Origin of the sequence: Micromonospora sp. WMMD961, from assembly GCF_029626145.1 — a bacterium.
Classification (GTDB): domain Bacteria; phylum Actinomycetota; class Actinomycetes; order Mycobacteriales; family Micromonosporaceae; genus Micromonospora.
This window is the reverse complement of sequence record NZ_JARUBJ010000002.1, coordinates 1,947,391-1,959,426: the sequence shown is the minus strand read 5'-3', so window position 1 is coordinate 1,959,426 and position 12,036 is coordinate 1,947,391. Positions and strand designations below refer to the sequence as shown.

At 71.4% G+C, this 12,036-nt stretch carries 7 protein-coding genes; 3 read left to right on the top strand and 4 right to left on the bottom strand.

The annotated features are described in order from the left end of the window. Positions 1 to 304: 304 nt before the first annotated feature. Both O7614_RS09300 and O7614_RS09295 read left to right on the top strand, forming a co-directional pair. Complete coding sequence (locus tag O7614_RS09300; protein WP_278138057.1) at positions 305 to 1,900, top strand: cellulase family glycosylhydrolase; 1,596 nt, start codon at positions 305 to 307, stop codon at positions 1,898 to 1,900. Between the two features lie 233 nt (positions 1,901 to 2,133). Next, positions 2,134 to 3,495, top strand: a complete 1,362-nt coding sequence (locus tag O7614_RS09295) for a cellulose binding domain-containing protein (protein ID WP_278138056.1) — start codon at positions 2,134 to 2,136, stop codon at positions 3,493 to 3,495. Positions 3,496 to 3,543: 48 nt separating this feature from the next. Here the strand turns inward: O7614_RS09295 and miaB are convergent, their stop codons facing one another. Beyond that, positions 3,544 to 5,037, bottom strand: coding sequence for a tRNA (N6-isopentenyl adenosine(37)-C2)-methylthiotransferase MiaB (gene miaB, locus O7614_RS09290; RefSeq protein WP_278138055.1), 1,494 nt, complete (start codon positions 5,035 to 5,037; stop codon positions 3,544 to 3,546). A 220-nt stretch (positions 5,038 to 5,257) separates the two neighbouring features. Here miaB and O7614_RS09285 point away from each other — a divergent pair, with 220 nt between their 5' ends. Continuing rightward, positions 5,258 to 6,166 (top strand): alpha/beta hydrolase, encoded by a 909-nt coding sequence (locus O7614_RS09285; RefSeq protein ID WP_278138054.1) that lies wholly within the window; start codon positions 5,258 to 5,260, stop codon positions 6,164 to 6,166. Between the two features lie 68 nt (positions 6,167 to 6,234). On the opposite strand, the gene fxsT is transcribed toward O7614_RS09285, so the two are convergent. From fxsT to O7614_RS09270, 3 genes are read right to left on the bottom strand one after another with little or no spacing between them, the layout of a single operon-like run. Beyond that, positions 6,235 to 10,104: an FxSxx-COOH system tetratricopeptide repeat protein gene (gene fxsT / locus O7614_RS09280; protein WP_278138053.1), complete on the bottom strand. Its 3,870-nt coding sequence runs from the start codon at positions 10,102 to 10,104 to the stop codon at positions 6,235 to 6,237. Further along, complete coding sequence (locus O7614_RS09275; protein ID WP_278138052.1) at positions 10,101 to 11,372, bottom strand: TIR-like protein FxsC; 1,272 nt, start codon at positions 11,370 to 11,372, stop codon at positions 10,101 to 10,103. The genes fxsT and O7614_RS09275 overlap by 4 nt, the downstream gene beginning before the upstream one ends. Then, positions 11,369 to 12,028 (bottom strand): TIR-like protein FxsC, encoded by a 660-nt coding sequence (locus O7614_RS09270; protein ID WP_278138051.1) that lies wholly within the window; start codon positions 12,026 to 12,028, stop codon positions 11,369 to 11,371. Before O7614_RS09270 ends, O7614_RS09275 begins: the two co-directional genes overlap by 4 nt. Between the last annotated feature and the right edge of the window lie 8 nt (positions 12,029 to 12,036).

Here is a 12,036-nt window from a genome sequence, read left to right as displayed (position 1 = left end):
GGCAGCGCGGGCAGCGCGGGCAGGCGGGCAGCGCGGGCAGCGCGGGCAGCGCGGGCAGGCGCAGGTTGACGCATTGACCTGGGCTGATCAGAATGAGCGACGGAGTCAGGTAGGGACACCGGGACGAGGGCGACGAGGGCGGAACTACCGCCGTCGGGGGTCGCCGGTGCGCTTCCGCGAGTGACACGTCCGCGTGACATGGGCCGTCGCGCACTGTCCGCGTACCCCTGGGGGAGCGTGACGTGCGGACGGCCACCCGCCGGCGTCGCCGACCGACGACGCTGGCCTCCGAAGTGGAGCTCGCATGTTCCGTCCCAAGGCTTTCGGCGGTGCGCTCACCGCGCTCGCCACCGTCGCGGCCGGCGTCTTCCTCGCCGCCGCCGTCAGTAGCAGCCCGGCCGTGGCCGCTGGCACCGGTACGGGTTATCTGCACACCAACGGTAACCAGATCGTGGACAGCACCGGTGCCACGGTCCGGTTGACCGGAATCAACTGGTTCGGCATGGAGACCGACAACAAGACCTTCCACGGGCTGTGGTCGAACAACCCGTGGCGGGGGCAGCTCGACACAATGGCGCGGTTGGGTTACAACACGTTGCGGGTGCCGTACTCGAACGATGCGCTGAAGGCGGGCGCGACCGCCAGCGGGATCAACGACTTCGTCAACCCGGACCTGGTCGGGTTGTCGCCGTTGCAGATCCTGGACAAGGTGATCGACTACGCCGGCAGCAAGGGGATGCGGATCATCCTGGACCGGCACCGGCCGACGGCGGCCGGGCAGTCGCCCTTGTGGTACACGTCGACGGTCTCCGAGGCGACCTGGATCAACGACTGGAAGATGCTCGCCCAGAGGTACGCGGGCAACCCCACGGTGATCGGCGCGGACCTGCACAACGAGCCGCACGCCGAGGGCACCAACCCGGCGGCCACCGGCGCGTGCTGGGGCTGTGGTGACACCACCCGGGACTGGCGGCTCGCCGCCGAGCGGGCCGGCAACGCCATCCTCGGCGTCCAACCCAACTGGTTGATCTTCGTGGAGGGGGTGAGTTGCCCCAGCGGTGGCCTCTCCAACGTGTGGGACAACGACCCGAGCAACGACGAGGACTGCGGTTGGTGGGGTGGCAACCTGTCCAAGGCCGGTCAGTTCCCGGTACGGCTGAACGTGGCGAACCGGCTGGTCTACTCGCCGCACGAGTACGCCACGTCGGTGTACCGGCAGAGCTGGTTCGACGCGCCGGACTACCCGGCGAACATGCCGGCGATCTGGGACAGGTACTGGGGTTACCTCTACAAGCAGAACATCGCGCCGATCATGATGGGCGAGTTCGGCAGCACCCTGGTCGACCCGAAGGACCGGGTGTGGCTGGAGAACCTGATGGCGTACACCGGGACCGGGGTGACCGGGATGTCCTTCACCTACTGGTCGTGGAACCCCAACTCGGGTGACACCGGCGGCATCGCGCTGGACGACTGGACGAACGTCAACACCACCAAGCAGGCGATCCTCCAGCCGTACCTGATCGCACCGTCTGGTGGCGGCACCACCCCGCCGACGACCGGTGGGCCGACGGACCCGCCGACCGACCCGCCGACCGGCGCCTGCACGGCGACCTACCGGCAGGTCAACGCCTGGCAGGGCGGCTTCCAGGGCGAGTTGACCGTGAAGAACACCGGCTCGGCCGCGGTGAACCCGTGGTCGGTCACCTGGAGTTGGCCGTCCGGGGTGACGCTGGGCAGTGGGTGGAACGCCACCGTCACGCAGTCCGGCACGACGGTCACCGCCGCCGCTCCGAGTCACGCCCCGTCCCTGCCGGCGGGCGGGTCGGTGACCGTGGGCTTCACCGCCAACGGCACCGCGAGCGCGCCGGGCACTGTGAAACTCGGCGGCGCGAGCTGCTGAGCTGTCGGGACGGCCGGTGTGCGACGCATCGGCCGTCCTGACCATTTACATGCATGCTCTTCTATGCTTTCATCGGGAAAGCGCTTGCCTCTTCATCGGCGGGCGCGAGCGCGGGAGCCGCTTTCCTTCACGAACCTGCACCGGCGGGCCCGAGGACCCTCGTCCCGGCCAACCTCGCCGCCCACGGGCATGGGCGACGCGACGGTCCGTCCGCCTCATCGAAAGGAAGCAGCATGCGCACAGGACGGCGTCGAACGACGCTGATCGCCACCACCGCCGCAGCCACCGCCACCCTGGTCACCGCCGGGCTGCTGACCTCGGTGTCCGCCCAGGCGGCCGCCGGCTGCCAGGTCACCTACTCGGCCGCCAGCCAGTGGCCGGGCGGGTTCACCGGCAACGTCACCGTCACCAACCTCGGCGACCCCGTCTCCGGGTGGACGTTGCGCTGGTCGTACGGGGCCGGCCAACAGGTCAACCAGGCATGGGGCGCCACCGTCTCGCAGAGCGGCAGCCAGGTCTCCGCGACGAACGTCGACTACAACGGCAACCTGGCGACCAATGCCAGCGCCTCGTTCGGCTTCAACGCGACCTGGAACAACTCCAGCAACCCGGCCCCGACCAGCTTCACCCTGAACAACGTCGCCTGCACCGGCAGCACCACGCCGACCACGCCGCCGCCCAGCACGCCGCCGCCGACCACCCCGCCACCGTCGAGCACTCCCCCGCCCGGCCAGCAGCCGTCGAACCTCGTCGGCTGGGCCACCCAGAACGGCGGCACCACCGGTGGCGGCAACGCCGGCACGACCACCGTCAGCAACGCCTCCGGCCTGACCAGCGCACTGAACGCGACCGGTGCCGCGGTGATCCGGGTGACCGGCACCATCACCTGCTCGGGGATGCTGCGGGTCCGGTCCAACAAGACCATCATCGGCAACTACGGGGCGACCATCGTCGGCTGCGGGTTCAACATCAACGGTGACCGCAACGTGATCATCCGGAACCTGACCTTCCGCAACTGGAACGACGACGCGATCAACGTCCAGGAGTCGGCCACCAACATCTGGATCGACCACAACAGCTTCAGCAACGGGTACGACGGCGCCGTCGACATCAAGCGCGGCTCGGACTTCATCACCGTCTCGTGGAACCGGGTCTTCAGCCACGACAAGACCATGCTGCTCGGCCACAGCGACGACAACGCCAGCCAGGACGTCGGCCACCTGCGGGTGAGCTACCACCACAACTGGTTCGACGGCAGCAACCAGCGCAACCCCCGGGTGCGCTTCGGCAACCCGGTGCACGTCTACAACAACTACTACCGGGCCAACGGCGGCTACGGCGTCGCGTCCACCGAGAACGCCGGCGTGCTCGTCGAGGGCAACTACTTCGAGAACGTCGACGACCCGTACCACCTCGGTGAGGGCGACTCCGGGCCGGGCAGCCTGGTCGCCCGGAACAACCACTTCGTCAACTCGCCCACCGGCCAGGCCGGCGGCAGCGTGGCCAGCATCCCGTACCCCTACCAGCTGGACACCGCGAGCAACGTCAAGTCCATCGTGACGGCGGGCGCGGGCGCCGGCCGGATCACCGTCTGACGCAGCTTTCCGCGGAAGGGCCCCTCGTCCAGGGGCCCTTCCGTCTGGTCAGTGGGTGGCGCAGCCGGCGGTGGGTGCGGGCGCGACCGGCGGTGCGCCGATCGTCGGCAGACCGAGCAACACCCCGGGGGTACGCGGGGAGCGCCCCGCCTCGGCCGCGTCGCCGGCCCGGGTGCGTCGGTGTGCCACCAGCGCCCCGTCGGCGTTCAGGTGGTGCGGCGCGGCGTACGTGATGGTGCTGTGCACGATGTCGCCCGGGCGGATCTGGCCGGCGAGCGACTCCCCGCCGGGACCCTCGGTCGCGAAGTGCACCAGCCGACCGTCGCGGGCCCGACCGGACATCCGGCCGGTGCGCTCGTCCTTGCGGCCCTCGCCGACCGCGACCAGCACCTCGACGGTCTCGCCCACCAGGCGCTTGTTCTCCGCCCAGGTGATCTCCTCGACGCAGGCGACCAGCCGCTCGTAGCGCTCCTGCACGACCTGCTTGGGCAGTTGGTCGTCCATGGTCGCGGCCGGGGTGCCGGGGCGCTTGGAGTACTGGAAGGTGAAGGCCGAGGAGAACCGTGCCTCGCGGACCACGTCCAGGGTGCGCTGGAAGTCGGCCTCGGTCTCGCCGGGGAAGCCGACGATGATGTCGGTGGTGATCGCCGCGTCCGGCATCGCCGCCCGCACCTTCTCGATGATCCCCAGGTAGCGCTCGGAGCGGTAGGACCGGCGCATCGCCTTCAGCACGTCGTCGGAGCCGGACTGCAACGGCATGTGCAGCGAGTGGCAGACGTTCGGCGTCTCGGCCATCGCGGCGATCACGTCGTCGGTGAAGTCCTTCGGGTGCGGGCTGGTGAACCGGACCCGCTCCAACCCGTCGATGTCGCCGCAGGCGCGCAGCAGTTTGCCGAACGCGTACCGGTCGCCGAACTCGACACCGTAGGAGTTGACGTTCTGCCCGAGCAGCGTCACCTCCAGCACGCCCTCGTCGACCAGGGCGCGCACCTCGGAGAGGATGTCGCCGGGCCGCCGGTCCTTCTCCTTGCCGCGCAGCGCCGGCACGATGCAGAAGGTGCAGGTGTTGTTGCAGCCCACCGAGATCGACACCCAGCCGGCGTAGGTGGACTCGCGGCGGGTGGGCAGCGTGGAGGGGAAGACGTCGAGGGACTCCAGGATCTCCACCTCGGCGGCGGCGTTGTGCCGGGCCCGCTCCAGCAGCACCGGCAGCGCGCCGATGTTGTGGGTGCCGAAGACCACGTCGACCCAGGGCGCCTTGCGGACGATGTCGCCGCGGTCCTTCTGGGCCAGGCAGCCGCCGACCGCGATCTGCATCCCGGGGTGCTTCTCCTTCACCGGGCGCAGCCGGCCGAGGTTGCCGTAGAGCCGGTTGTCCGCGTTCTCCCGCACCGCGCAGGTGTTGAAGACGACGATGTCCGGGGTGTCGTCGGCGGGCAGCGCACGCACGTATCCGGCCTGTTCGAGCAGGCCGGAGATGCGCTCAGAATCGTGCACGTTCATCTGGCAGCCGTACGTCACGACGTTGTAGGTCCTAGCCACCCTCTTGGTGCCCCTTCCCCTCGGGCTACCAGGGTAGCGGCCCGTTCGGCGACCCCTACCCACCGGCATTGACCCGGCGGCCCATAGCGGGCATCCACGACGGGCAGTACGCTGCACAACAAGAATGTGTTCTGGGCGATTTCGGGGGCTTTGCACTCGGCGCCGATGATGCGCGGCTCCGTTCACGGGGGAGCACATGACGACCCGCGGGAGGCCAACCGTGACGCGACAAGAGGCGACGCAGCGCACCGTCACCACCCCGGACGGGCGGCACCTCGCGGTGGAGACCTCCGGCTCTCCCGACGGGCCCGCGGTCTTCCTCCTGCACGGCACTCCGGGCAGTCGCAGTGGCCCCCGCCCCCGGGGCATCGTCGTCTACCGCCTCGGCGTGCACCTCGTCTGCTACGACCGGCCCGGTTACGGCGACTCCGACCGGCACGAGGGTCGGCGGGTGGCCGACGCGGCGGCCGACGTGGCGGCGATCGCCGACGACCTGGGCATCGACCGGTTCGCGGTGGTGGGTCGATCCGGTGGTGGCCCACACGCCCTGGCCTGCGCGGCACTGCTGCCCGACCGGGTCACCCGGGCCGCCGTGCTGGTGGGGCTCGCCCCGGCCGGCGCACCCGACCTGGACTGGTACGCCGGCATGGCGGAATCGAACGTGGAGGACTACGGGCAGGCCGACGAGGACCTGGCCGAGCTCACCCTCAACCTGAAGGTGCGGGCCGAGGAGGCCCGGCGGGACCCGATGACGCTGCTGGATTTCCTCCGCCCCCAGTTGCCGGAGGAGGACATCCGGGTCGTCGACGACATCGCGATCCGCCGGCTCCTGACCGACATGTACTCCGAAGCGCTGCGGCACGGCCCCGAGGGCTGGATCGACGACGTGCTGGCGATCCGCCGCGGCTGGGGGTTCGACCTGGGCGCCATCCGCGCCGAGGTGCGGCTCTGGCACGGCGAACAGGACCGCTTCTCCCCGGTGGAGCACTCCCACTGGCTCGCCTCGCGGATCTCCCGCGCCGAGGTCCAGGTGCAGCCCGGGGCCGCGCACTTCGGGGCGGTGGAGATCCTGCCGCAGACCCTGACCTGGCTGGCCACACCGGACCTCGCGACCAGTCCGCGGCTCTGACCGACGCCGGGCCCGGCCGGCGAGCCGGGCCCGGACACCCGACCCGCCCGCCCGCCGCAGCGACCCGGTCAGATCGTGTGCGGGTCGATCACCCGGACGACGAACCGCCGCTCCCGCAGGGTCTGCACGGTCGGGTGCTCCGGGCCGATCACCTCGGCCAGCCGGTCCGCCACGTCGCCGACGTCCTCGCCGGCGGTGTCGCCACCGACGCGCCTCGACGCCAAGGCGAGGTCACCGAGGCAACGAAGTGTGTCCGGGTGCTCCGGGCCGATCACCGCGGCCAGGCGACCGGCGGTCTCCCGCAGGCGGTCCCGGGCCGACTCCCACTCCCCCTCCTCGGCGAGGCACACCGCGTGGTTCACCTCCGCCGCGAGGGTGTGCGGGTGGTCGGGGCCGAGGACTTTCCGCAACTCGCCGGACGCCTGGGCGGCCGACGCGCGCGCATCCGACCTGCGCCCGAGCGCGCGCTCGGCGGCGGAGATGTTGCTCAGCGTCGCCAGGGTGTGCGGGTGCTCCGAACCGAGGTGCAGTTGCTCCTCGTACGACTGCCGGACGGCGGTCATCTCGGTCAGCGCCCGGGCGCCGTCGCCGACCGCCAGCAGGTTCGCCGCACGGCTCGACCGGCACGCCACCGTGTCCGGGTTGTCCGGGCCGAAACGCTCGTCGAGCTCTCGGTAGGCCGTCTCGAACATCGGCGCGGCCTCCGCTCCCCGGCCCGCGCTGCGCAGTGACACCGCCAGGTTGACCTGCGCGGCGAGACTCTGGCCGTCGTCCGGCCCGAGCACCTCGCAGTACGTCTCGTAGACGGTGCGCAGCAGGGTCGCCGACCTCTCGTACTCGCCGGCCTCCCGCAGGTCGCTGCCCAGCCGCACGGCCGAGACGAGGGTGTAGGGGTGGGTGGGGCCGAGCACCAGCCGCCGCCGTTGGTGCACCTCGTCGTCCCACCTGCGGGCCGCCCGGTAGTCGCCGACCAGTCGGTACGAGACGGCGAGGTTGTTGGCGGCGCTCAACGTCCGGGGGTGGTCCTCGCCGAACACCTGCAGCCAGGAGGCGTAGGTGGACCGGTCCCGTTCCAGGGCCTCGGCGTAGCGGCCGAGCGCGCGCAGGTCACCGCCAAGGCTGCCGGCGGTCATCAGACTGTGCGGGTGCATCGCGCCCAGCAACCGGCGTTGCTCGGCCAGCACCGCCTCGTCCAGGTCCCGGGCCTCCTCGAACCGGCCCAGGCTGCGCAGGATGTTCGCCCGGTTGAACCTCAGGTGCAGCAACTGCCGGCCCAACGGCGACGCCTCGGCCTCGTCCGGCGTGTCGGCGAGCCGCGCCGCCCAGATGTCGTCCACCTCTTGGCTGAACACGTCGGCCTGGTCCAGACCGCCGCGCTGCCACAGATAACGAACCCGGTCGATCAGCAGCTGGCACACCGACTCGTCCGGGCAGTTCAGTGCCTCGGAGACCTCCAGGTGCGGCCAGAGCATGCGCAGCCGGGCCCAGGTGGTCGGGTCGTCCACGTCACCGCGGGGCCGGGACGCGGCCAGCACCAGGTGCACCTGGTGCCGGGCGGCGGCGATCTCGTCCTCGGTCATCCGGTCGCGGACCACCGCCTGCAGCAGCCGGTGCACCTGGACCCGGCCGCCCTGGACGTCGAGTTTGAGCAGCGCGAGCCGGTTGATCTGCTGGACCAGGGCGCCACGCACGAGCCGCTCCGACACCGACGGGTCGAACGGTACGAGGGCCGCCGCCATCTCGTCGCTGTAGATGAGCTCCAGCGAGATCTCCGGGGCCAGCACCGAGCAGAGCTGCAACAGCCGGTACGCGGCGGGCGCCTGGTCGAGCAGCCGGTTCAGCGACAGGTCCCAGGTGGCCTCGACGGAGAGGGCGCTCGGGCCGTGCCGCTCGATCTGCCGCAGGTAGTCGCCGACCGACGTGCCGGTGTCGGCGAGCCACGCGCCCGCCGCGGCCACCGCGATCGGCAGGTCGCCGAGCGCCTCGGCCACCCGGTCGGCCTCCTCGGCGCTGATCGTGGGCACCCGCTGGGCGAGGTGCGCGACGCTCTCGGTGCGGGCGAAGACGTCCACCTGGATCGGGTTCGCCCGGTCACCCCAGGCACGATTGCGGGAGGTCAGCAGGACGTGCCCGGGGCCCTGGGGCAGGAAGGGCTCGATCTGGTCGAGTTCCTCGGCGTTGTCGAGCACGACCAGCCACCGCTCGTACGGCTCACCCCGGCCGAGCACCTGCAGCACGGACCGGACCGTGTCGGGCAGGGTGGGCCCGGCGAGGATGCCGAGGCGACCGGCGAGGTCGGCGAGCGCGGTGTCGACGAACTGCGGCGGGTCCGCCACGATCCACCAGACCACGTCGTACGCGGCCTTGAACCGGTGCACGTATTCCAGAGCCACCTGCGTCTTGCCGACGCCGCCCATGCCCTGCAGGGCGACCGGCAGCACCACCGCGCTGCCCCCGCTCTGCAGTTGCGCGCGCAACCGGGCCAGGTCGTCCTCCCGGCCGGTGAACCGGGCATTCCGGTTCGGAGCGTTGAAGATCAACGGTTCGGCGCCGGGGAACCGTGTGCTTCCGCCCGCCGGGCCGTCCGCCGACGACGGCACCGGCCGACCGACCAGCCGCAACACCCGCTCCACGGCGGTCGCCGCGCTCACGTTGACCAGGTTGGTGGAACTCTGCGAGGGAAACTCCGCGAGCGGACGCAGGTCGGCGACGTAGACCGCGAGCGCCGTGGAACCGGTGCTCGTGTCGCGATCGGGCAGCCCGCCGGACGGCGTCGCCACGTAGGCCGGTGAGACCACTGTCAGTGTGCGCGGTGCGGGCGTACCGGCGGACCCGACGGCGGCCGTGGGATCAACCACCCGCAGCCCGGCCGAGCTGAGCACCCGTTCCAGCCACTCGGCCCAGATCGCGTCCTCCGGCGCACAGCGGAGCACGATCTGGTCGTCGATCGCCTCGGTGCGCCGACGGAAACGGGCCTTGCCCCGCTCCCGCACCGACTCGTCCATCACCGGCAGCGCGGTCACCGCCCCGTCGGTGAGGATCCCGGTCAACGTCTCGAACGCGGCCAGCAGCGACGTCGGCGAGCCGGGCGGGTCGCCGAACGTGGCGAGGGTCTCCTCGTACGCGTAGAACGGCCGGTACGGGACCTCGACCGCAGCCCAGTAGCGCCGCCGCTCGGCCTCGGTCATGCCGGCCGGCAACCCGGCGAACCGGCGCATGGCGAGCAGACGTCCCGCCTCGGCCCGTTCCTTCTCGGCCTGGTCGACCCGCATCGGGACCGGCAGGACCCGGATGTCGCGCCGCCGGTACCGGTCCCGGACCGAGTGCGCCACCCGGGCCGCGCCCTCGATGCCCTGGTCGCTGAGCGTGAAACAGTCGACCAGGGTGTCCGGCAGGTGCAGGGTGCAGATGTCGGCGACGTCGCTCAACCCCGTCCGGCTGTCGATCAGGGTGAAGTCGTACTGGCGCTTCATGTCCGCGCGCAGCGCCTCGAAGAACTGCGCACCGCCCAGCCGGTTGTAGAAGTTGTCCCAGTCCAGCCCGCTCACCGAGACCGCGTAGTCGCTGTTCTGCCTGCCTGCGGAAAGGAAGTCGAGGCCACCGCCGTTGGGGAAGTTCCAGCGCAGCGAGAACGCGTGTCGGCCGACCCGGGCGAACTGCTCCATCCAGCGGTCCGGTCGGTCGTCGACCCGGGTGGTCTCCCACTCGTAGTCGCGGATCATGTCGATCACGCCGCTGGTGCCCTGGATCGCCTCGGCGTCGAGGAACGGGTGGAAGAAGCGGTGCAGGCCGGGCGACTCGAGGTCCCAGTCGGCCACGAGCACCCGCCGGCCGCTGGCCGCGAGGATCCAGGCCACGTTGGCCAGCGCCATCGTCCGGCCCGTCCCGCCCTTGAACGAGTAGAAGGTGACGACCTGGCCTTCGCGATCGTTGTTCATCGGTTTTCTCCGTGGGGACGCAATGGGGCCGGATCATCAGGCGGGGACGCGGGGTCGGTGGGAGCGGCCGGGCCGGCGGCGGACAGGCCGTCACGCAGGCTCGGCACCGGCTCCGGCGGTGGTTCGAAGGGGACCACCGGGCCGTACTTGAGGAACTGACGCCGGGCCTCGGTGACCAGCGCCGGCATCATGTTGACGAACTCCGGCACGGTGCAGGCACGCTTGACCTGGGGCAGACCGGCGTCGTGCAGCAGTTGCGTCACCGCGGTCGCCCACCGGCTGGCGTCCTGGCTGTCGTCGTCGTCGGTGACCACCAGCGGAACGACCCACTCCCGCAGGCCGTGCAGCACGCGGGCGAGGTTTTCCGCGCCGCCTGGCGCCGCCGCGATCCACGGGTCGACCAGCAGCACGGCAGGCCGGCGACCGAGCAGCTCGGCGGCCTGCGCGAAGTCGGCCGTGCGGGCCGACAGCCCGAGTCGCTCGGCGGTGCTGGCCGCGTACTCGGCGGCGGGCAACTCCTGGCGACGCCCGTACGGCCGCCAGAGCCGGCCGCTGGCCGCGTAGCCGGCGGGGTCGCGGTCGGTCGGCAGATGGTCCCGGGTCGGGGCCAGCACGGCGACGACGAAGTCGGGGTCGGTCGGCCCCGGGCGGACGACCTCGTCGAGGCCCGGCGCGCGCGACGGGCCCAGCGGCCGCCGCTCGGCGGTGTGCACGATCCGGCTGGCCAGGCGGCTCAGCAAAAGCTCGTACTGCTGCCGGTAGGGGGCCAGCATGCAGAACGCGCGCAGGCCGTCCTCGGCGTACTCCGGGACGTCGCGGCCCAGGTCCAGAGCGCCGTCCAGCTCCGGATGGGCCTCCCACGGGGGGAACGGGATCCACAGCACCGGGATGAGATGGCCGGCGGCGACCCGGGCCCGCCCGGCGGCGGCGAGCCGCGCCCGGAAGGACTCCTGCTCCCCCAACGCCCACGGGCGACTGAAGTAGCCGGGCGAGTAGAGCGGGACGAAGACCTCGGCGTCGCCGAGCGCCTCGGCGAGAGCCGCCTTCCAGTCCGCACCCAACGGGATGTGCTGGTCGAAGAAACCGATCCGCATCCCCGCCACCGGTCGCGCCTGCCGCCGCACCTCGTCGTTCAGGTCGGCGAAGAACTGGCCGACCCAGACGTCGGTGTCGGCACGGGCGCCCCGTGGAGGCGCCGAGTGCGCGTAGCTGAGGAAGAAGTACGTCCCGCGCGACGCCGGTCGTCGCCGGTCCGCCGACGGGCTCATCCCGGCTCCTCGGCGAACCTGTTGCACAGCTCGTCCACGCTCGCCGGCACCCACGGCTCCACCAGGTACGACCGGTGGATGGCCACGATCCGCTGGGCGAGCCGCCAGACCACCGCCCGGTACGCGTTCTCCCACTGCATGGTCAGCAAGCCGTAGACCCCATCCCGCTGGTAGTGCACCGCGATGTCGGGATCCGGCATGGCGGTCGGGGTGAACCGTTGGATGTCGCGCAGCACCCGGGGCAGTGCCGTGCCGTTCGTCGGCGACCAGGTGACCGGCACGATCGCCGTCTCGTGCGGCGAGGCGGAACTGTGCCGCGGGACGATCCGCCGGCGGGAGAACGCGTCCCACTCGCGACCACACCAGTCACTGCCGAGCAGTGCGCTGGACACCAGCGGAACGAAGACCTGACAGGTGCCGGCGGCCTGGAGAAGCTCCGGGCTCCACCGTTCACCGCCGGCGATGGACGTGTCCAGGAAGCCGGCGTCCACACCGGTCACCGGACCGACCAGCTCACTGACGTGGACCGAGACGTCCTCGAAGAACCGGGAGACGTACTCGGCGGGTTTGCCGGTGGCCCGGCCGACCGGCGCCCGCGAGTAGCTGATGAAGAAGAGCGGGGCGCGCGTCCCGGAGGGTGCGTCCACTGTGCTCACCGCTGCCC

What these genes read in the sequence shown, in the direction of transcription:
- O7614_RS09275 (WP_278138052.1), bottom strand. Translation starts at nt 11,372, where the DNA reads ATGAGCCCGTCGGCGGACCGGCGACGACCGGCGTCGCGCGGGACGTAC.
- fxsT (WP_278138053.1), bottom strand. Translation starts at nt 10,104, where the DNA reads ATGAACAACGATCGCGAAGGCCAGGTCGTCACCTTCTACTCGTTCAAG.
- O7614_RS09295 (WP_278138056.1), top strand. Translation starts at nt 2,134, where the DNA reads ATGCGCACAGGACGGCGTCGAACGACGCTGATCGCCACCACCGCCGCA.
- O7614_RS09300 (WP_278138057.1), top strand. Translation starts at nt 305, where the DNA reads ATGTTCCGTCCCAAGGCTTTCGGCGGTGCGCTCACCGCGCTCGCCACC.